General features: G+C 71.5%; 15 protein-coding genes. 6 read left to right on the forward strand and 9 right to left on the reverse strand.

Translation table 11 applies throughout. From position 1 onward, the window contains the following. Positions 1-105: 105 nt before the first annotated feature. Both ACFRFH_RS03315 and ACFRFH_RS03320 read right to left on the reverse strand, forming a co-directional pair. The gene (locus ACFRFH_RS03315) at positions 106-564 is read right to left on the reverse strand and encodes a MarR family winged helix-turn-helix transcriptional regulator (RefSeq protein WP_382461587.1); all 459 of its coding nucleotides are present in this window, start codon (positions 562-564) and stop codon (positions 106-108) included. Continuing rightward, positions 548-2,290, reverse strand: a complete 1,743-nt coding sequence (locus ACFRFH_RS03320) for an MFS transporter (RefSeq protein WP_382461588.1) — start codon at positions 2,288-2,290, stop codon at positions 548-550. The genes ACFRFH_RS03315 and ACFRFH_RS03320 overlap by 17 nt, the downstream gene beginning before the upstream one ends. 277 nt (positions 2,291-2,567) lie before the next feature. Between ACFRFH_RS03320 and ACFRFH_RS03325 the strand changes: the two genes are divergently transcribed. Further along, positions 2,568-4,691 (forward strand): NPCBM/NEW2 domain-containing protein, encoded by a 2,124-nt coding sequence (locus ACFRFH_RS03325; protein ID WP_382461589.1) that lies wholly within the window; start codon positions 2,568-2,570, stop codon positions 4,689-4,691. 64 nt (positions 4,692-4,755) lie between these two features. Here the strand turns inward: ACFRFH_RS03325 and ACFRFH_RS03330 are convergent, their stop codons facing one another. Genes ACFRFH_RS03330 through ACFRFH_RS03345 form a run of 4 tightly spaced genes read right to left on the reverse strand, consistent with a single transcriptional unit; the run spans position 4,756 to position 9,981 of the window. Beyond that, positions 4,756-6,894 (reverse strand): alpha-galactosidase, encoded by a 2,139-nt coding sequence (locus tag ACFRFH_RS03330; protein WP_382461590.1) that lies wholly within the window; start codon positions 6,892-6,894, stop codon positions 4,756-4,758. Positions 6,895-6,899: 5 nt separating this feature from the next. Beyond that, positions 6,900-7,793: a carbohydrate ABC transporter permease gene (locus ACFRFH_RS03335; RefSeq protein WP_382461591.1), complete on the reverse strand. Its 894-nt coding sequence runs from the start codon at positions 7,791-7,793 to the stop codon at positions 6,900-6,902. Then, a complete protein-coding gene (locus tag ACFRFH_RS03340) occupies positions 7,790-8,638 on the reverse strand; it encodes a carbohydrate ABC transporter permease (RefSeq protein WP_382461592.1) in 849 nt (282 codons plus the stop codon). The genes ACFRFH_RS03335 and ACFRFH_RS03340 overlap by 4 nt, the downstream gene beginning before the upstream one ends. Positions 8,639-8,691: 53 nt before the next feature. After that, on the reverse strand, positions 8,692-9,981 hold the full coding sequence (locus ACFRFH_RS03345) for an ABC transporter substrate-binding protein (RefSeq protein WP_382461593.1): 1,290 nt from the start codon (positions 9,979-9,981) through the stop codon (positions 8,692-8,694). Positions 9,982-10,136: 155 nt separating this feature from the next. Here ACFRFH_RS03345 and ACFRFH_RS03350 point away from each other — a divergent pair, with 155 nt between their 5' ends. Continuing rightward, complete coding sequence (locus tag ACFRFH_RS03350) at positions 10,137-11,003, forward strand: AraC family transcriptional regulator (RefSeq protein ID WP_382461594.1); 867 nt, start codon at positions 10,137-10,139, stop codon at positions 11,001-11,003. 28 nt (positions 11,004-11,031) lie between these two features. Here ACFRFH_RS03350 and ACFRFH_RS03355 read toward each other — a convergent pair whose 3' ends face one another. Further along, positions 11,032-14,418 (reverse strand): DUF5107 domain-containing protein, encoded by a 3,387-nt coding sequence (locus tag ACFRFH_RS03355; protein ID WP_382461595.1) that lies wholly within the window; start codon positions 14,416-14,418, stop codon positions 11,032-11,034. A 278-nt stretch (positions 14,419-14,696) separates the two neighbouring features. Between ACFRFH_RS03355 and ACFRFH_RS03360 the strand changes: the two genes are divergently transcribed. Further along, entirely contained in the window at positions 14,697-15,308 is a 612-nt protein-coding gene (locus ACFRFH_RS03360) for a hypothetical protein (protein ID WP_382461596.1), read from the forward strand. Then, the gene (locus tag ACFRFH_RS03365) at positions 15,305-16,060 is read left to right on the forward strand and encodes a PspA/IM30 family protein (protein WP_382461597.1); all 756 of its coding nucleotides are present in this window, start codon (positions 15,305-15,307) and stop codon (positions 16,058-16,060) included. The genes ACFRFH_RS03360 and ACFRFH_RS03365 overlap by 4 nt, the downstream gene beginning before the upstream one ends. Here the strand turns inward: ACFRFH_RS03365 and ACFRFH_RS03370 are convergent. After that, the gene (locus tag ACFRFH_RS03370; protein ID WP_382461598.1) at positions 16,057-16,671 is read right to left on the reverse strand and encodes a hypothetical protein; all 615 of its coding nucleotides are present in this window, start codon (positions 16,669-16,671) and stop codon (positions 16,057-16,059) included. The genes ACFRFH_RS03365 and ACFRFH_RS03370 overlap by 4 nt on opposite strands. Before the next feature lie 5 nt (positions 16,672-16,676). After that, positions 16,677-17,255, reverse strand: coding sequence for a helix-turn-helix domain-containing protein (locus ACFRFH_RS03375; RefSeq protein ID WP_382461599.1), 579 nt, complete (start codon positions 17,253-17,255; stop codon positions 16,677-16,679). 168 nt (positions 17,256-17,423) lie between these two features. Between ACFRFH_RS03375 and speB the strand changes: the two genes are divergently transcribed. Together speB and ACFRFH_RS03385 are read left to right on the forward strand one after the other, a co-directional pair. Beyond that, positions 17,424-18,416 carry an agmatinase gene (speB, locus tag ACFRFH_RS03380; protein WP_382461600.1) on the forward strand — a complete coding sequence of 331 codons (993 nt, stop codon included), beginning with the start codon at positions 17,424-17,426 and terminating at the stop codon, positions 18,414-18,416. Beyond that, complete coding sequence (locus ACFRFH_RS03385) at positions 18,413-20,044, forward strand: thiamine pyrophosphate-binding protein (protein ID WP_382461601.1); 1,632 nt, start codon at positions 18,413-18,415, stop codon at positions 20,042-20,044. The genes speB and ACFRFH_RS03385 overlap by 4 nt, the downstream gene beginning before the upstream one ends. The last annotated feature ends 1 nt before the right edge of the window (position 20,045 follow it).

Genomic DNA, 20,045 nt, shown 5'->3' on the forward strand with positions numbered 1-20,045 from the left:
GGCCCACCCCGCCCCCTCCCCCCCCGCCCCCCCCCCCTACCAAATCCCGCTGTGTGCGTGCGGGTACGACGTGGGGTTTTTGTCCCTCACACCCCACGTCTCGGGTCAGGTGGGGCGGGTTTGGGCGGCCTGTTCGAGAGCGGGCAGGGCGGCGCGGAGGGCGGCGACGTCCTCCGGGTCGAGCTCGGCGAGGATGGCGGCGACGGCCCGCGCGCGGTCGGAGCGCGCGGCGAGCAGGAGGTCGCTCCCGGCCTGCGTGCCCGACACGAAGAACGACCGCCCGTCGGCCGGGTCCGGCGTGCGCTCGACGAGCCCGCGCGCCTCCAGGTCGGAGACCACCCGCGTGATCGTCGGCGCGGCCACGAGCTCGATCGCGGCGATCTCGCTCGGCCGCAGCGGCCCGCGGCGCACGATCGTGGAGAGCGCGGAGAGCTGGCCGTGGCTGAGGTCTCCCGTGGCGGAGCGGATGCGGCGGTTCAGCCGCCCGACGGCCAGGGCCAGGCGGCCGGGGACATCGTCGTCACCGGTCGTCGGCCGTCCGGAATTCTCACGCTCGCCCTGCACCGACTTCCTCGCCTTCCACAGCGACCGGCCGTGCGATCGCGACGGCCTCCTCATGAACATACTTGGATCCGCCGAGGAACGAGGCGATCGCGCCGATGATCGACATCACCGCGGCGGCGATGAACACCACCACGAGCCCGTCGTGGAACGGCCCGGAGATGAGCTGCGGGAAGAACTCCTTGCCCGTCAGCGTGGCCGCGTCGACGTGCGGGGACTGCAGCAGACCGGACGGCCCGAGCAGGCTCGCGATCGGGTTGTAGCCGAGGAACGCCGCGAACAGGCTGCCGACCGGAGGCGTCGCACCGATCTGCGCCGCCACGTTCTGCGGCACCCCGTGCGAGGTCAGCCCGGTGGTGAGCGCCGTGGGGAGCGCGACCGACAGGCCCGCGATCATCAGCGAGAAGAAGATGCCGATGGAGAGGGAGCTTCCGGCGTTGAGGGCGACGCCCGCCATCCCGGAGGCCGCGCCGCGCTCGTTCGGCGGCACGCTGTTCATGATCGCCGTGCGGTTGGGCGACGAGAACAGGCCGGAGCCGATCCCGTTGAGGCCGGTCAGCACCGCGAACTGCCAGTACTCGAAGTTCACCGGGATGAGCAGGAGGCCGATGAAGGTGAGCGCCACGAGCACGAGTCCGACGGTCGCGAACGCCCGCGAGCCGTACCGGTCGGACAGCGCGCCGGAGATCGGGCCGGCGATGAGGAAGCCGATCGTGATCGGCAGCATGTAGATGCCCGCCCAGAGCGGCGTGGACTCGTAGCTGTAGCCGTGCAGCGGCAGCCAGATCCCCTGCAGCCAGATGATGAGCATGAACTGGAGGCCACCTCGGCCGATCGCAGCGAGGAATCCGGAGAAGATGCCGGACGAGAACGCGCGGATCTTGAAGAGCCGCATGTCGAACATCGGCGACGGCACCTTGAGCTCGACGACCACGAACGCGATCAGCAGCAGGATGCCGCCGATGATCGAGCCGAGCACCCACGGGTTGCCCCAGCCCTGCGAGCTGCCGCCGTAGGGCTGGATGCCGTAGGTGATGCCGGCGAGCAGCGCGGTCAGCCCGAAGGCGAAGGTGACGTTGCCGAGCCAGTCGATGCGGCCGGGGTTCTTCTGGCCGACCTCGTGCAGCGACTTGAACGACCAGATGGTGCCGATGATCCCGAACGGGACCGAGACGAAGAAGACCGCGCGCCAGTCGATCTCGGCGAGCACGCCGCCGAGGATGAGGCCGATGAAGGACCCGGCGATGGCGGCGACCTGGTTGAGGCCGAGCGCGAAGCCGCGCTTGTTGGCCGGGAACGCATCGGTGAGGATGGCGGTCGAGTTGGCGAACAGCATCGCGCCGCCGACACCCTGGACGAACCGCCAGGCGATCAGCCACATGGCGCCGGGGCCGGCCGAGAACGGGTCGAGGCAGAGCGCGATCGCGGCGACCGTGAAGATCACGAAGCCGAGGTTGTAGATGCGCACCCGCCCGTACTGGTCGCCCATCCGGCCGAACATGACGACGAGGACGGCGGTGACGAGCATGTAGCCCATCAGCATCCAGAGCAGGTACGAGACGTTGCCCGGCTCCAGCGGGTTCAGCTTGACGCCGGTGAAGATGGCGGGCAGCGAGATGATGACGATCGAGGAGTTGATCGTCGCCATGAGCATGCCGAGCGTGGTGTTGGAGAGCGCCACCCAGCGATAGTGCGGGTGATCTTTGGTGAAGATGCCGGTGCGGGCCAAGAGAGTCCTTCGTGCGTTTCGTGTCGTGTGTCGTGAGTCGCCGGCCCCGGCAGGAGGTGCGTGCCGGAGCGGTAAGCGCGTCGGCGCGCTGATGATTTATATGCGTTAACTATATATCCGGTGGGGATGTTCCCCAACCCTGCACGACCGCCGATCGTCGACTTGTCCAGGTATTCAGATGTCCGCTGCCTTCCGGCCTCCCTCGCCGCGCGGTCTCATGGGGGTGCCCGGCGCTCGCCCGGGCGACGACGAACTGACGAAGAAGTCTGGAGCTTTCATGTTGACCAAACGCTTATTGGGGCTCGGCGTCGCGGCGCTGCTCGGCCTCACAGCGGTGACCGCCTCGGCGCTGCCGGCCGCCGCCGCACCGAAGGCCGCCGCCGCACCGCGCGTGGCCGCCGCGACAACACCCGCGGCCGCCCCGGCGACCGCGCCGCTGGCCGCCACCCCGTACGCCGGCTGGAACACCTACTTCGGCCTCGGCGGCGACTACACCGCGACGCAGGTGCTCGACGTCGCCGACCACCTGGTCTCCAGCGGGCTCGCCAAGGCCGGCTACGACATCGTGTGGCTGGACGGCGGCTGGCAGGCCTCCACCCCGCGCGGCGCCGACGGCCTGCTGCAGGGCGACCCGGCGCGCTTCCCCCAGGGGATGGCCGCCCTCGCCGCCGCCATACACGCCAAAGGGCTCAAGGCGGGCATCTACACCGACGCCGGTCCGTACATCCCCGGCTCCTGCGGGCTCGGCAGCTACGGCCACTACCAGACCGACGCCGACACGTTCGCCAAGTGGGGCTTCGACGCGGTGAAGGCCGACTTCCTCTGCGGCATCAAGGCGAACCTCGACCCGAAGACCGTCTACACGCAGTTCGCGGACGCGATCCGGCACAACAGCAGCGGGCGCCCGATGATCCTCAACATCTGCAACCCGGTGACCTCGCCCGACTGGGGCGACTACCCGCAGTCGCAGCAGTCGACGAACACCTGGAGCTACGCCCCGGCGATCGCGCAGTCGTGGCGCACGTACACCGACGTGGGCTTCGTGAACTCGATCAAGTACACGGACGTGCTCCGCAACTTCGACGCGAACGCGCGGCATCCGGAGGCCGCAGGTCCCGGCCACTGGAACGACCCGGACTATCTGGGCCCGCAGCTCGGGATGACCGACGAGGAGTTCCGCTCGCAGATGGCGCTGTGGTCGATGTCGGCCGCTCCGCTCGTCGTCGGCAGCGACCCGCGGACGTTCACCCCGGCGACCGTCGCGACGCTCACCAACCCCGACCTCCTCGCCATCGACCGCGACCCGCTCGGCAAGCAGGCCGTGCGCGTCGGGGCGGCCGGCACGACCGAGACCTGGACCAAGCCGCTCGCCGACGGGTCGACCGCCGTCGCGCTGGTCAACCGGGGCGATACCCCCGCGGACATCGCGACGACCCCCTCGGCCGTCGGCGTCGACGCGACCCGCGTGACCATCACGGACGCCTGGACCCACGGGCTCAGCGAGGCGAAGGACAGCATCCGCTCCAGCGTCCCGGCGCACGGCGTGTCCGTGCTCATCGTCAAGAAGGGCACCGGCGAGCCGCAGAGCGCGCGCGTCCTGGCCGACGCTCCGTCGTTCACCGCGGTGAACGGCACGGCGATCACGCCGACGGGCGACCTCCTCGCCGCGGCAGGCTCGAAGCTCGCGGTGACGGTCGCCGTCCGCAACGACGGCACCACTCCTGCCCAGTCGGCGGCGGTGTCGCTCACGACGCCGGCGGGATGGACGAGCTCGGCCGACGGCGGACAGCAGCAGGTGATCGTCCCGGGCGGGACGGCGACGGCCCGGTTCACGGTGACGGTCCCCTCCGGCACCCCGGTCGGTGCGTCCTCGATCGGCGCGGCGATCTCCTTCAGCGGAATCCGGGGCGCGGTCTCCGTCGCCTCCCCGGTCTCCACCGTGACCGTCGCACCCGCACCGCCGTCCGGCGCCGACCAGCCGCTCTCCCACCACCCATGGGTGTCGGCGACCAGCGGCTGGATGACGCCGGCGGTCGACCAGAGCGTCGGCGGTGGCAACCCGATCCGCGTCGCGGGCACCACGTACGCGACCGGGCTCGGCGTGGCCAGCCCGTCCGACATCCGCTATTACGTCGGCGGGGTCTGCACGAAGCTGAGCGGCACGGTCGGGATCGACGACGTGGTGAACAACGTCGGCCCGGGAGGCGGCACGGCGACGTTCTCGCTGGTCGCCGACGGGAAGACCGTCTGGGACAGCGGGGTCGTCACGCGCGGCCACGCGGTCGCCTTCGACGTGAACCTCACCGGTGCTCGGGAGCTGGTGCTCCACGTCGGGGACGCCGGCGACGGCGGGTACAACGACCGCGCCGACTGGGCGGCGCCGCTGATCAGCTGCAGTTGATCGCCTGACAAAGGAGAGGGGGCGTGCCGGCGGCACGCCCCCTCTTTGCTGTCAGTCCCGCCTGTCAGACCGCGCGGACGTGCAGCAGGACGGAACGGTCGGGGTCGAGCGACGGCAGCTCGACGCCCACCAGCCGCAGCACGCGCCCGCTGAGCACGGCTCCATCCGCCAGCCACGGCGGCTGGTCGCCGCCCGGGCGCTCCCCGGCGGGGTACACCGCGCGCACGTCGTACGTCAGCGAATCGTCCAGACCGGGGAGTCCGGCACGGCCGACCGGCCAGGTGCTCGGGCGCTCGGTCAGCGAGTACGCGTAGAGCGCTTCCGACCCGTCCGGGGCGACGACGCCCTCCAGCCGCGCTGCGGCCTCGGACAGGTCGGCGTGCACCACGACGCCCGAGTGCAGCAAGGCGCGGTGCGCCTTGTGGAACGCGATCCAGTCCGCCAGCGCCCGCTTCGTGTCCTCCGAGGTCGAGAGGAGGTCGATCTCGACGCCGAGGTGGCCCCAGAGTGCCTTCTCGCCGCGGTACGACAGCGGGTGGCTGCGGTGCGTCGTGTGCGACTCCTCCGCGCCGATATGGGTGCCCTGCAGCTCCGGCGGGACGAGCAGCCCGGTCCAGCGCTGGATCTCCATCCGCTCGTGCGGGTCGTTGCAGTCACTCGGCCAGACGCGCTGTGTGCGCTCGAGGACGCCCAGGTCGATCCGGCCGCCGCCGCTCGCGCACGACTCGATCTCGAGGCCCGGATGACGGGAGTGCAGCTCGTCCATCAGCCGGTACGCGGCGAGCGTCTGCTCGCGCAGCCCCGGCCTCCCGGTCGGAGTGTGGCCGGCGTCGAGCAGGTAACGGTTGTGGTCCCACTTCACGTAGGCGATGCCGAGCTCGGAGATGAGGCCGCTCATCTTCTCCAGCACGTACGCGTACGCCTCGGGATGCCCGAGGTCGAGGACGTGCTGTTGGCGCGACGGGAGGCCGGGGCCGTGACCGGCGTCGAAGACCCACTCGGGATGCTCGGCCGCGAGGCGCGAGTCCAGGTTGATCATCTCCGGCTCGAACCAGAGGCCGAAGTCCATCCCCAGCTCGCGCACCCGGTCGGCGATCGGGCCGAGCCCGTCCGGCCAGCGCTCGGGGTCGACGTCCCAGTCGCCGAGCGAGGTGGTGTCGTCGCGGCGGCCGGTGAACCAGCCGTCGTCGATCACGAAGCGCTCGGCGCCGATGGCGGCGGCCTCCTCGGCGAACCGGGTGAGCGCGGCGGGGTCGTGGTCGAAGTAGACGGCCTCCCAGGTGTTGACGAGCACCGGCCGCGGCGACGCAGGGTGCGCGGCCGACGCGCGCAGGTGCTGGTGGAAGCGCGCGGCGAGCGCGTCGAGTCCGTCGCCCCACGAGCCGTACTGCCACGGCGTGACGTACTCGTCGCCTTGGGCGAGCTCCACTTCGGCGGCCGCGAGGCCTTCCACAGCCGAGAGCCGGCGGGTGTTCGCGGGAGTCCGTTCGGCAGCGAGTGTCTGGTTGCCGCTCCAGCCCAGGTGCGTCGCCCAGACGCGCCCCGAGCGGAAGCCGAAGCCGCGCTCGCCCGCCGCGAGCAGGAGGGTGTGCTCCAGTCCGGGCTTGCCGCCGCGGGAGGTGCGCACCCACTCCCCGACGTCGAAGGCGCGGCGCTGCGGCACGCGCTCCAGCGCCCACCGGCCGGTGAGGTCGAGCACCTCGTCCGCCTCCGCCGGAACCGGCAGGGCGAGTTCGAGGCCATCCACCCGGAAGGCGTCGGCCTCGTCGTTGCGGAGGCGCGCCCGCTGGCGCACGAGACCGCTCGCCTCCAGCACTTCGATGTCGAGGGAGAGCGACAGCCCGTACTCGGCGTCCGTCGCGTCGACACTCAGCGACACGGCCTCGGCCGAGCGGACGACCTCCGCCGCCGTGACCACGAAACGCGGAGCCCAGCGCCGTCCCGCGGAGTCGCCGACCAGCCCGGGCCGGCCCAGCCAGCCCTCCGGAAGCTGCGCGAGCACCGGGACCGGCTGCGGATAGGTGACGACGCTGTCGCCGACCGCGGGCCGGGCCGTGCGCGCGATCGCGTCCAGCTCCGAGGCGCGGAGCTCGCCGAGGTCCTCTCCCCAGTGCAGGATGCGCGGCAGGCGGCTGTCATCGAGGAGGACGACGACGCTCGTCCCTCCCGCCCGCAGGTGAACGAGGTCCGTGTCGACGTGCATGTGTTCTATTTAACCGATCCGAGGGCGAGGCCCCCGATGAAGCTGCGCTGGAAGAGCAGGAAGACGATCGTGGAGGGGACGGCGGCGACGACGGTCGCCGCCGCGATGACCGACCAGCTGGAGACGTACTCGCCCTGCAGCGAGAGCACCGCAGCGGTGATCGGGAGCTTCTCGGAGGTCTGCAGCAGTGTGATCGACCACAGCAGGTCGTTGAAGACCCAGGTGAACGACAGCGCGCCGAGGGCGGCGAGCGCCGGACGGGTCAGCGGCAGGATCACCTGCAGGAAGATCCGGGTCGCGCTCGCGCCGTCGAGGGTCGCGGCCTCCTGCAGCTCGTGCGGGATGGTGCGCATGAAGCCGTAGAGCACGAAGGTGTAGAAGCCGATGCCGAAGGCGACCTGCACCGCGACCAGCGCGCCGAGGGTGTCGTAGACGTTGAGCTGCTGGGTCAGCCGCGCCACCGGAATGAGCAGCATCTGGACCGGCAGGAGGTTGCCCGCGAGCATCATCAGCAGGATCGTCCGGCGGAACGGCACCCGGTACCGGCTGAGCCCGAACGCGGCCGCGGCCGAGAACAGCAGGGTGAGGATCACGGTCGGGATGGTCACGATCATGCTGTTGACCAGGGCCTGGAAGAGTCCGCCCTGGTTCCACGCCTGCACGTAGGTGCTGAGCGTGAAGCTGTGCGGGAGGCCGGCGATGCCGTTGGCGGAGATGTCGTCGAACGTGCGGAACGACGTGATGAGCACGACGAGGATCGGCGCGAACCACGCCAGCGAGATCAGGATGCCGCTGGTGTGGAAGCCGACGGTCGCGGCGGTCTTGCGGCGGCTGCGCCGGCGGACCGTGGTCACGGGCCGGGCGGCGGTGGTGTGGGTCTGGGCGGCGGTCGCGGTCATGCTTCCTTCTCCTCGGACAGTGCGCGGACGAGATAGGACACGATGACGGCGATCGCGAGGACGAAGATGACGACCGCGATGGCGGAGGCGTAGCCCAGGGCGTGCGAGCCGAACGCCGTCGAGAACATGTACGTGCTGAGCAACTCTGTGGAGTGGTACGGGCCGCCTCTGGTCATGGCCCAGACGATGTCGAAGGAGCGCAGCGAGTCGATGATGAGCACGGACAGCACCACGAGGTTGACGCTGCGGAGCTGCGGCATGGTGACGTGCCAGAAGCGCTGCCAGGCGGTGGCGCCGTCGACGCGGGCGGCCTCCTGGACCGCGGGGTCGATCGCCTTGAGTCCGGCGATGAACAGCACCATGACGTAGCCGATCTCGCGCCACAGGGCGGCGACGATCGCCGCGTAGAGGGCCGTGCTCGAGTCGCCGAGCCAGACGTGCGTCCAGCTGTGCAGCCCGACCGCGTCGAGGACGTTGTTCAGGACGCCGTTCGGCTGGAAGAACGCTCCCCAGATCAGCGCGGTGACGACCAGCGAGAAGACGATCGGGAGGAAGAGCGCCGTGCGGTAGATGCCGACGCCGCGGCGCTCCGACTGGAACAGCAGCGCGACGCCGAGACCGGCGGCGAAGGAGATGCCGCCGAACAGCACGATCCAGATCGCGGTGTTCTTGAGCGCGGTGAGGAAGATCGGGTCGGAGAACAGGTCGACGTAGTTCTGCATGCCGACCGGGGTGGCCGGACCGATGCCGTTCCAGTGCAGGAACGAGAGGCTGATCCCCTGGAAGGCCGGCCAGAAGACTCCGACCGCCTCCACCAGGAACGGGACGAGGACGAGGGCGAACACGATCGGCGGCGGAATGCTGATCCGCCGCCGACCGCGAACTGAGGTGAGAGAGGTCACGAAGTCGCCCGGATCTTGGCGGACGCCGCGTCCCAGTCCTTCAGGATCTGGTCCAGGTTCTCCGGGTGGGCGATGAAGCTGGTCAGCGCGGTGTCGGCCGGCGTCTGCTGGGCGTCACCCGCGTCCCTGTTGTAGAACTGCGTGACCTGCTTGGCGGACTGCAGCATGTCCTTGCCCTGCTTGGAGAGCGCGTCGAGGTTCAGCGACGCCTTGGTGTTCGCCGGCAGGTAGGTGCCCTGCTGGCTCGCAGCGAGGTCGGACTGGGCCTGCGGGCTGGCGACGTAGTCGAGGAACTTCTTCGTCAGGTTCGGCTTGTTCGTCTTCACGCTGGCGATGAACCCGTCGGTCGGGCCCTCCTCGGCGACCGGCACCGAGGGGTCGACCGTCGGGAACTGGAAGAACCCGAGGTCGCTCTGCTTGTCGGCGGGGACCGACGGCTGCGCCCACGCGCCGAGCAGGTACATTGCGACCTTGCCCTGCGAGAAGTCGCTCATCGCCTGGTTCTGCGTGGTGCCGAGCACCGCGGGGTCGAAGTACGGGAGCACCTGCTTGAACGCGGCCATCACCTTGCGCACCTGCGGGCTGTCGTACTTCTCCTTGCCCGAGAGCAGCTTCAGGTGGAAGTCCGCGCCGTTGATGCGCAGGTCCAGGTAGTCGAACCACGCCGAGGCGAGCCACGCGTTGTCGCTGAGCCCCGCTGTGATCGGCGTCACGCCCTGGCCCTTGATCTTCGCCGAGTCCGCGAGGAACTCGTCCCAGGTCTTCGGCGGGGTGATGCCGAGCTTCTGGAAGTCGCTCTTGAAGTAGTAGACGCCCCACCAGTAGTAGCCGGTCGGGACGAAGACCTGCTTGCCGGAGGAGTCCTGGCTGAGGCTCTTGAGCGAGGTCGGGAAGTCGCTGCCGTGGTCCTTCCACACGCTCGACAGGTCGAGCAGGAGGTTCTGGTTGGCGAAATCGCGCGTGGCCTGACCGGCGTACCAGGTGTAGACGTCCGGCGGGTTCTTGGCGGTGAGGTAGGACGGGAGCTGCTGGTTGAAGGTCGTGGTCGGGATGGTGTTGATCTTGACCTGGCCTTCGCCCTTGGCGTTGAAGTCCTTCACCAGCTTGTCGAGGCCGCCCTTCTCCGCGTCGGTGAAGCGGGACTGCAGGATCAGGGGTCCGGAGGCGTCCGGCCCGCTCTTGGCCTGCTGCGCTTGGCCCGACGTGGAGACGCAGCCCGCGAGCAGCGCCGTCGCGGCGACGGCGCTGCCGAGCGCCATCAGCCATCGGGTGTTCTTTCGGGTCATCTTCGACTCCATTTCGTGGGGGTGATCGCGAGGGGGTCGGCTGAAGGAGAATCCTACGTCCGACGACATCAACGGTAGGTCCGTCCGCGCTGGCGCCGTAGCAGAATCCGGCGACGTATCTGGACATTTCGACGACTGTGGCGCAGAATCATGCGGTGCTCATCCCCGACGGATTCCCCGGCCAGCGCATGCTGGTCCTCCCCCGTCCGCGCGTCCGCGAGTTCCTCCAGCAGCCGGGAACGACGCGACTCGTCGTGACGGACAGCGGGTATTTCCCGAAAGCGGACTCCCACGGTCGCCGCCGGACCACGCCGATCGCGCAGGCCATCGTGATCGCCTGCGTCGACGGATCGGGCTGGTGCGAGACCGAAGCTGGACGATTCCCCGTGCACCAGGGTCAGGTCGTCGTGATCCCGCCTCGGCACCCGCACGCGTACGGCGCCGACGTGGACAATCCGTGGACGCTGTGGTGGTTCCACGCCGCCGGACCCGATGTGGAGACTTTCCTGGCAGCCGCCGGCATGACCGTGGAGAACCCCGTCCGCCGGCCCAGGGACCTCTATCCGGTCGTCTCGCTCATGTCGGAGGTGCTGGCCTGGACGGAGCGGGACAGCACCACGACGAGCCTCAACGCGGCCGCCGGCGCCGCCTGGCACGCTCTCACGCTGCTCGCCTCCGAGCGGTCGCGCACGGACGAGGCGGGCGACGTGATCGACCACGCCACCGAGTACCTCCGGGCGCATATCGCCGACCGGGTGACCGTTCCCGAGCTCGCGTCGATGGCCTCCCTCAGCACCTCGCACTTCAGCGCCCTGTTCAAGCGGCACGTCGGCTACCCGGTGCTGCAGTACCAGACCATGCTGCGGATGTCGCGTGCCCGCGAGCTGCTCGACACCACGTCCGCGACCGTGGCGGCCATCGCGGCGGAGGTCGGCTACCCCGACTCGTTCTATTTCGCCCGGCAGTTCAAGAAGGTGCACGGCATGACGGCGCGGGAGTACCGGGAGCAGCACAAGGGCTGATCCCGGTCGCCCGGTCGTCCGCTCGCGGTCAGCTGACGTACGCGTTCTCCGCCTCCGCGAGCAGCTCCCGCACGAGCGGCGCCGCCGGGTCGCGCTCGGCGAGCCCGGTCAGGATCGCGCCGGCGCGGGCGGCGTCGCCGTCGAGGAGGGCGAGCTCGGCGTCCATGACCGCGACCAGCTCCCGGTGGGTCTGCTCGACGTCCTCCGTGAAGATCAGCATCGTCGGCAGGGAGGTCGCGAAGTAGTCGATCGTGGCGTGCTGCCGGCGGGCGACCTCCACGTAGTTCGCGAACTCCGCCGTGAGCCGGGCCGCCCTGTCGAGGTCGCCGAGGCGCCGTGCGGCGAGCACCGAGTAGTACGTCATCGGGGAGTACGGCACGGCCGACATCGTGGTGAAGTCGCCCGCGCTGCTCGCCGCCGCCCGCCAGGCCTCCTCGGCCGCGGAGGTCAGCCCTGCGGCGTGACGCGCGTCGCCGAACGCCAGCAGGAGGTCGGACCGGTTGGCCAGCGGGTGCGGCGCCTCGCCGAGATGCTCGGGGACGTCGACCGCCGTCGCCAGCGCCGCGACCGCGCGGCCGGGGTCGCCAAGCGCGAGCGCCTCGCCCGCGACCGCGCGCTGGGCCAGCGTCCACACCCGGATGGTCTCGCCTTCGCCGCCCTCCCAGGGGCTGAAGCGCCGCGCCGAGAGCAGCGCGGCCGCCTCGTCGTGCCGGCCGACGAGCACGAGCAGCTCGGCGTACGCGAGCGCCAGGTCGTCGCGCTCGGCGATGAGGTCGGCCGCGTCGGCCAGTGCGTCGAGCCGGTCCTGCGGAGACGCGCCGACGCGGCGCGCGAGCTGGTCGGCCTCGTAGCGCAGTTTGGCGTCGCCGGGCGCGGCCTGCACCGCCTGCCGGTAGCGGCGGACGGCCTCGTCGGGCCGGCCCTGCACGTTGTAGGCGGCGAGGCCGAGGCCGCGCAGCGACACCGCGTCGCCCGCGTCCTGCTCGACGGCGCTCTCCAGGTGCGCGATCGCCTCCTCGTAGCGACGGTGGAAGTACAGCCAGTGGCCGAGGAGCGCGTGCGCCCGGCCGTCGCCGGTGCGCTCGATGCGCCGTTCGAGCAGGAGGGCGTCGTCCCGGCCGCCGGCGAAACAGCGATCGGCGGAGACCTCGCGGGCAGCCTGGAGGGCGGCAGCGGCCTCCTCCGGCCGCGCGAGCCCGTCGAGCAGCTCGGCGCGGGCGTAGTGGACAAGGGCGAGCGGGTCGCCGGCGCCGGGGACGGGCCGGCTCACGGCCGCCTCGGCCGCCGCGTCGAGGACGCGGAGCGCGTCGGCGGACAGGCCGAGCGAGCGGTACTCCGCCGCGAGGTCGCGCAGCGTCCCGGCGTCGGTGTCGGGGCGTGCGCCGGTGAGGTCGTTCAGCCAGGCGTCGAGCGGGTCGAGGGCGCGCGCGGCCGCGAGCGCTTGACTCGCCTCCGACGCCCGGCCCAGAGCACGCAGCGCGATCACGCGCACGGCGGCCGCCTGGAGCTGGTCCGGGTCGAGACGCGCGGCCTGCTCGGCGTGGCCGAGGGCGTCCTCCCAGCGGCCGGCCCGCGCCGCGATGCGCGCCCGGGCGACGGCCGAGGCCGCACGCCAGGCGTACGTCCAGGCCGCCTTCGCGAACGCGTCGTCGGCCTCCCGGTCTCTGCCGGTCTCGGCCAGCACCACACCGAGGAGGTACGACGCCTCGCCATCGGCGGGGTTCGGGTTCCTGCGGGTCTGCCGGTGGAGCGCCGAGCGCAGGTGTGCCTCCGCCTCGGCCAGGCGGCCGGCGGCGAGGCGGGCGGACGCCACGGCGATGTTGGAGCGCGAGTCTCCCGGGTCGCGGCGCAGCGCCTCCTGCCAGTACGGCTCCGGCGAGCGCGTCGCGTGCCGGTACTGCGCGAGGTGCACGCCGGTGAGGTAGAGCTCGTCGATCGAGTCGATCTCCGCGGGGGCGGGCGGCTCGGTCGCGGTCTCGAAGCCGTCGGCCGCGGCGTCCCGGTAGCGCGTCGTGGCGCGCAGCCGCTCGACGCCGTCGACCTCGGCCACGAGGTCGAGGTCTCCGTCGGCGGTGACCGGCACCGTCGCCTGCACCGGCTGTCCCGGCGCGGCCGCGACGCGCTCCGACCAGACGGTCGCGCCCTTCGCGTCGAGCAGCCGGAGGCCGACCTCCGCGAACACCCGGGTGGCCGCGAGCCCGATGCTCGCCGTCCGCTCCGCCCCGTCGCCCGCGACCACCAGGCTCAGCGCGAGCTCGGTCGACGCTTGCGTGAGCGGGCCGATGCCGTGGTACGGGAACCAGTACTGGCTGAAGGTCTTCGTCTCGCCGGGCGCGAGATACGAGAAGTCGGGCTGATTGTCGGTGTAGACGCCGGCCATCAGCTCGACGTAGGCGCTGCCGTCGTCGCCGAGGTTCGCGTCCCAGGCCCAGCCGAACGGCGCGTTCCCCCACGTCCACTGCTTCTTGCCGGGAGCGATGTGGTGGTCCGCGACGTGGGCGAAGCCGAGAGCGGTGGAGTGGTCGTAGCCGCCGAAGAAGTCGTCCTCGCTCGCGACGCACATGTAGGAGGTGGGCACTGGGATGTTGCGGTACCAGTCGATGCGGTCGGCGTCGTCGGCGACGTACTCCGGGTCGTCCCGGTCGGCGCGCGCCGCGTAGTCGATCCCGTAGTACGGCCGGTCGGCCGCGGGGAACGCGGTCGCGGCCCGCTTGGCGTGATCGGCGACGATGTGCACGTCGGTCGGGAAGAACGACTGGTACTCGTCGTGCACCCGCACGGCGACGTTCGCCCACCAGAGGAACGTCTGGGTGGTCTCGGTGCGGTTGAACAGCCGCACCCGCGCCTCCAGCACCGCGCTGCCCGGCCGGACCCGGATGCCGTGCATGCCCTTCATGCGCGAGAACGGGTCGTGGTCGGAGCACCACACGGTCGCGGAGCCGTCCGCCTCCCGTTCGATCGTCCAGTCCATCGGGAGGAAGGTGGCAGGGCGGTGGTGCTGCGGCCAGTTGAACTCGATGCCGCCGGAGATCCACGGGCCGGCCAGGCCGACCAGTGCGGGCTTGATGACGTCGTTGCGGTAGAAGAAGTCCTGACCCGTCGTCTTGTCCACGGCGATGTGGACGCGGCCGCCCAGCTCCGGCAGGATCACCAGGCGCAGGTACTCGTTCTCGAGGTGCACCGCCTGCCAGCTGCGCTCCGTCGCGTCGTGGCTGACCGACTCCACGAACGGCAGCGGGTACACCCGGCCGGACGAGCCCTGATACACGCGGGACTCCAGGAAGGCCGGGAGGCGACCGGGTTCGCCCGGCTCGTAGGTGCGGAGTGCGACCGGCTCGCTCCACGCGGCGACGGCGTCGTCGCGCTGGCTCTCCGGAACGGGAGGGAGGGGGAACGACGGGGGAAGAGCGGACATAATCAGGACCCTATTGGCCCGGCTTCCGGCAGAGAATATGCGTTCCCACGCATCATCTGGACATTTCTATTGCCCCGTTCGGCGACCTGAGGCAACTTCCGCGAAACCTGAATCTTCACTGGATGCACTTCCGCCGCAATCGGCGTAGCGTGTCGCAAACGCGATACATCGCGTTTGGAACCACGACCCACCGACGAAGGCGGACAGATGGATGTGAACACGACGAACAGTCTCCGACCCCATCCCCGCCCGGGAGCGCCGAGAGGGTGGCGACCGTCATGGGAGTGATCGCCGGCATCCTCCTCGGCTTCCTGCTGATCGCTGCGGCGGGCATCGTGACCGGCGTGCTCATCATTCGGGCGCTCTACCGCAGCATCCGGCGCAATCGCACCGTCAGGGGCGTCGCGCTCCGGACGCGCGTCGCCGTGACCCGCGGCCCGCAGCACCAGGTGCTGAAGCTGCGGCTCCGGCTCGCCGACAGTCTCGAGAGCGGCAGGGCGGCCGTCGAGGTCGCGCAGCACGGTGCCGGCCCGCACGGGGAGGTCGCTCGGCTGTTCCGGAGGATCCAAGCGGAGGGCGCGACCGTCGAGACCCAGCTCCGGCTGCTCCAGAGCGAGGCCGATCCGACGGTCCTCGCGACGGAGGTCCCCATCGTCCGCGACCGCGTCGAGCAGCTCGAGGGCCTCGTCCGCAGTCTGCGGTCGGCCGTGACCTCCGCGCTCGCCGGGCCGAGCGACGACACGCTCGCCGCACTCCAGGCGGACGTCGACCGCGAGGTCGCGGCCCTCCACGCCGGAGTGCAGGAGCTCCACACCCTGCACTCGTTCGACGCGGCTCGGGAGCCGCGCCGTCAGAACACCACCCATCTCACCAGGGGGAACGAATCATGAGCGACAACACCGCGCGCATGCGCAACATCTTCCGCATCAAGACCTCGCGCGCGCTCGACCGAATGGAGGACCCGCGCGAGGCCCTCGACGACAGCTACGACCAGCAGGTCCGGATGCTCCAGGAGGTGCGCCGGGGCCTCGCCGAGGTGGCGACGGCACGCAAGCGCATCGAGTTGCAGGGCCAGGAGCTGGGCGCGCGCTATCAGCGGCTCACCCAGCACGCCCAGGAGGCCCTGAACCAGGGGCGCGAGGACCTCGCCCGCACCGCTCTTGAGCGCCGAGCGCTGCTCGAGAACCGGGTGACGACGCTGCGCGACCAGCACGCCGCCCTGCAGAAGCAGCAGTCGCAGCTCGAGGACAACGAGCGTCGCCTCGCGGAGCGGATCGAGAGCTTCCGCGTCGAGAAGGAGACGATGAAGGCGACCTACACCGCCTCGCAGGCGCAGGCGCGCGCCAACGAGGTCGCGGCGGGCATCAGCACGCAGATGAACGACGCGGGCGCCAGCCTCAACCGGGCGAAGGACAAGATCGCGCAGATGCAGGCCCGCGCGGCGGCGACCGAGGAGCTGATCGCGACGGGCGCCCTCCACGACCAGTCGGGGTCGGCGGACTCCGACCTCGAACGTCAGCTCTCGGCCGGCATGACCCGGGCGGACATCGAGCGGCAGCTCACGGCGATGAAGGACGCGGACGCGACCACGCACGACTCGGTGGCCCGCGACGAGGACGCCTGGCTCAGCATCGGCAGCTAGCGCGCCCCGTCGTCCACCTGCACCGGATACCCAGCCCGCAGCACCGCGAGCGTCGACGGCGGCGTCAGCACCGTCGCCGTCCCGCGCCGCGGCCGCACCAGCCGCGCCCCGTACCCTGCGCTCCCCCACACGCTGAGGTGGTCGCCCAGCACCAGCGCGGGCCGACCCTCCACCACCGCGAAGGCGCCGCCCGGCAGCGACGACCAGGCCACCTCGTGGAGGCGCCGCCGGTGGGTGCGCGGGTAGAGGCGTTCGGCGTGCAGCGCGCGGTTCATCTCCCCCGCAGACGGCAGCGCCGTCCCCGCCTCCGCCGCCCAGGCCGCCTGGTACTGCTTGTACGCGGCCCAGCGGCACTCCGCGCACGGCCGGTGCCCCGCAGCGAAGGAGACCGCCTCATCGTGGAAGAACAGGAACGTGTACCGCCCCGGCCGCCACAGCTCGTGGTGCCGGTCGCGGAACTCCAGGGCGCAGGTGATCCAGAGATTCCCGCCGTGGAAGCGGACGACCTCCTCGCCCTCGTGAAGGCGGCCGCGGTTGCCCGTCCACGCTCCCCGGAGCGGGATCGCGACGATCTCGCCGGTGGGGGTGACGCGGTTCCGGTACGGGGACACGGCGGTCAGGCGCTCCAGAGCGCCGGGACGAGGACCCAGAGCACCTCGGCGCCGTCGTCGGTGAGCACGCGCCAGCTGTGCGGCTCGTGGCCGCTGAAGGTCAGGCTGTCGCCGGGGCCGAGCTGCCATTCCCTGTCGGAGAAGCGCACCTCGATCTCGCCGCGGAGGACGTGCAGCACATCGACGTCCGCGGCCACCGCGTAGAGCTCCTCGCCGCCGTGGCCGCCGGTCCTGATGACCGAGCGGATGACTTGCACGCGCGACTCCGTGCGCGGCGAGAGCAGGCGCTCCTCCGTGTCGACGCCGCCGAGATTGACTTTGGCGCCGGTGCCGGCGGGGACGAGCTGGACATCGGGCTCCTCGAACAGCGAGCCGACCGGGATGGAGAGGACGTCGCAGAGGCTGATCAGCGATGAGACGCTCGGGGAGGTCATGTCGCGTTCGACCCGGGAGAGGAAGCCCTTGGTCAGGCCGGTGATCTGCGCGACCTCGTCGATCGTGAGCTGTTGCGCCCGGCGCGCCGCGCGCAGCCGCGGGCCGATGGCCACGCGGCGGTCGGCGGGTTCGAGGGGCATCGGGCGCATGGGACAACGGTAACCGGTCGGCCGACCTCCACCGCCGAATCGGGTGAGCGCGTTGACGTCGGCGGGATCGCGTTGTAGCCTCTCATGCAACAAAGGTTCCGTAACAGGCAACACGCACCAAAGCTCAGCACCGCACAGCACGGCACCGAAAAGCACCAAGGAGGTTGCATGCCGCAGAACGTCGGCCCCATCGACTCGTCGCGCACACCCCGCTACGCCGGCCGCGACGGCTTCGCCCGGCTGCCCCGGCTCGACCAGGTGGGCCGCGCGGACATCGTCGTGGCGGGCGTCCCGTTCGACACCGGCGTCTCGTACCGGCCCGGCGCGCGCTTCGGGCCGAACCACATCCGGGAGGCCTCCCGACTACTCCGCCCGTACAACCCGGCGCTCGACGTCTCGCCGTTCGAGCTGACGCAGGTCGCCGACGCGGGCGACATCGCCGTCAACCCGTTCGACATCGCAGAGGCGATCGAGACCATCCAGTCGGCGGCCTACGACCTCACCGCCGACGGGACGCGCCTGGTCACGCTCGGCGGCGACCACACCATCTCCCTCCCGCTGCTGCGCGCCGCGGCCGAGCGCCACGGCCCGGTCGCCCTCCTGCACTTCGATGCGCACCTGGACACCTGGGACACCTACTTCGGCGCCGAGTTCACGCACGGCACGCCGTTCCGCCGTGCGGTCGAGGAGGGCATCCTCGACACCGAGGCGCTCAGCCACGTCGGCACCCGCGGCCCGCTCTACGGCAAGAAGGACCTCGACGACGACCACCGCTTCGGTTTCGGCATCGTCACGAGCGCCGACGTCTACCGGCAGGGCGTGGACGAGGTCGTGGCGAAGCTCCGCGACCGCATCGGCGACCGCCCGCTCTACCTCTCCATCGACATCGACGTGCTCGACCCCGCGCACGCGCCGGGCACCGGCACCCCGGAGGCCGGCGGCGTCACCAGCCGCGAGCTGCTGGAGATCGTCCGCGGCTTCGTCGGCCTCAACCTGATCGGCGCGGACGTCGTGGAGGTCGCCCCGGCCTACGACCACGCCGAGCTCACCGGTGTCGCGGCCTCCCACCTCGCGTACGACCTGGTGTCGCTGCTCGCGCTGCGGCACAGAGACCAGAACAGCGACCAGAACAGCGAGCAGCAGCAGGACGCCACATCGTGAGCGCCCGCACCGGAGGCGACGTGGTCGTCGAGACCCTGACGGCGCTGGGCGCGATGCATGTGTTCGGCATCCCCGGGCAGCACGCCCTCGGGCTCTTCGATGCCCTCCGCCGCAGCCCGCTGACGTTCGTCAGCTCGCGCGTGGAGAACAACTCGGCCTTCGGCGCGGACGGCTTCGCGCGGGTGACCGGCGAGGTCGCCGTGCTGTTCCTGTCCACCGGGCCGGGGGCGCTGACCTCCCTCGGCGCGCTGCAGGAGGCGTACGCGACCGGCGTCCCGATCGTGGTCGTGGCCAGCCAGGTCCCACGGCGCGGCCTCGGCGGCACCCGCAACGGGCTGCTGCACCAGCTCGACGACCAGCAGGCGAGCGCGCGCAACGTGACCAAGTCGACGGCCGTGGTCCGGGAGGCCGCCCAGCTCCCCGCCGCTTTGACCGACGCCTGGGCGCTCGCGCAGACCGCGCCGGCCGGGCCGACCTGGGTGGAGGTGCCGGAGGACGTCCTCCTCGGTGCCGCCGACACTCCGCCGGTCGTGGCGGCTCCTGCCGTCGCGCCCGCCTCCCGCGGCCCGCGCCCGGAGGCGGTGGCCGAGGCCGCCGCCCTGCTCGCCGCCGCGCGTCGCCCGGTCATCCTCGCCGGTGGCGGCGTCCGCCGCTCCCCCGGCGGCCCGGACGCGCTGCGCCGGCTCGCCGAGGCGCTCGACGCGCCGGTCGTCTCCACTGTCGGCGGCAAGGGCGCGATCCCGTTCTCCCACCCGCTGTCGGCGGCCTCCTGGATCGAGGACCGCCACACGACCGAGCTGCTTGAGGACGCCGACGTGCTCCTCGCCGTGGGCACGGCCATCGGGGAGGTCACCAGCAACTACTTCACGTTCGCCCCGCGCGGCCGGCTGATCCAGGTCGACGCCGAGCCGCGCGTGCTCGGCTCGAACCACCCGGGCTTCGGCATCCCCGCCGACGCCGGGCTCGCCCTCGACGCGCTCGCGGACGCCCTCGCCGGGCACGACCCGGCCGGCGTGGTCGGGCGGCCGGGCGCGCAGGTCGCCGCCGAGCTCCGCGCCCAGGTGGAGGCCCGGCTGGCGGCGCAGGACCGCGGAGCCGAGCAGAAGCTGCTGGCCGACCTCCGGGCGGCCGTCCCCGCCGACGCGCACACGTTCTGGGACATGACCATCGCCGGCTACTGGGCCTGGTCCGCGTGGGACCCGCAGACCGGCGGGTTCCACTCCTCCCAGGGCTCAGGCGGCCTCGGGTTCGCCTTCCCCGCCGCCCTCGCCGCCGCGGCAGGCACCACGCGTCGCACCCTCGCCGTCAGCGGCGACGGCGGCGCGCTCTACTCGATCGCCGAGCTCGCCGCCGCCCGGCAGCACGACGCGGACGTCACCTGGCTGATCGTCGACGACGGCGGCTACGGCATCCTCCGCGAGTACATGACCGGCGCGTTCGGGGAGGCCACCGCCACCGAGCTGGCGCGCCCGGACTTCGTCGCGCTCGCCCGCTCGTTCGGCATCACCGCCGAGCGGGTCGACCTGGACACCGTCGGCGCGGCCGTCGCGGACAGCTTCACGCGGTCCGGCCCCGTCGTGCTCGTGCTGCCCGCCGTGCTGCGCATGTTCGACGCCACCCACCTCTGAG

The sequence above is a fragment of the Leifsonia sp. NPDC056824 genome, from assembly GCF_042789575.1.
In the GTDB taxonomy this organism is placed as follows: domain Bacteria; phylum Actinomycetota; class Actinomycetes; order Actinomycetales; family Microbacteriaceae; genus Leifsonia.

Bases quoted from the DNA above. Each gene is read 5' to 3' on its own strand.
- ACFRFH_RS03345 (WP_382461593.1), bottom strand. From the start codon at position 9,981: ATGACCCGAAAGAACACCCGATGGCTGATGGCGCTCGGCAGCGCCGTC.
- speB (WP_382461600.1), top strand. From the start codon at position 17,424: ATGCCGCAGAACGTCGGCCCCATCGACTCGTCGCGCACACCCCGCTAC.
- ACFRFH_RS03325 (WP_382461589.1), top strand. From the start codon at position 2,568: ATGTTGACCAAACGCTTATTGGGGCTCGGCGTCGCGGCGCTGCTCGGC.
- ACFRFH_RS03355 (WP_382461595.1), bottom strand. From the start codon at position 14,418: ATGTCCGCTCTTCCCCCGTCGTTCCCCCTCCCTCCCGTTCCGGAGAGC.
- ACFRFH_RS03360 (WP_382461596.1), top strand. From the start codon at position 14,697: ATGGGAGTGATCGCCGGCATCCTCCTCGGCTTCCTGCTGATCGCTGCG.
- ACFRFH_RS03335 (WP_382461591.1), bottom strand. From the start codon at position 7,793: ATGACCGCGACCGCCGCCCAGACCCACACCACCGCCGCCCGGCCCGTG.
- ACFRFH_RS03330 (WP_382461590.1), bottom strand. From the start codon at position 6,894: ATGCACGTCGACACGGACCTCGTTCACCTGCGGGCGGGAGGGACGAGC.
- ACFRFH_RS03375 (WP_382461599.1), bottom strand. From the start codon at position 17,255: ATGCGCCCGATGCCCCTCGAACCCGCCGACCGCCGCGTGGCCATCGGC.
- ACFRFH_RS03365 (WP_382461597.1), top strand. From the start codon at position 15,305: ATGAGCGACAACACCGCGCGCATGCGCAACATCTTCCGCATCAAGACC.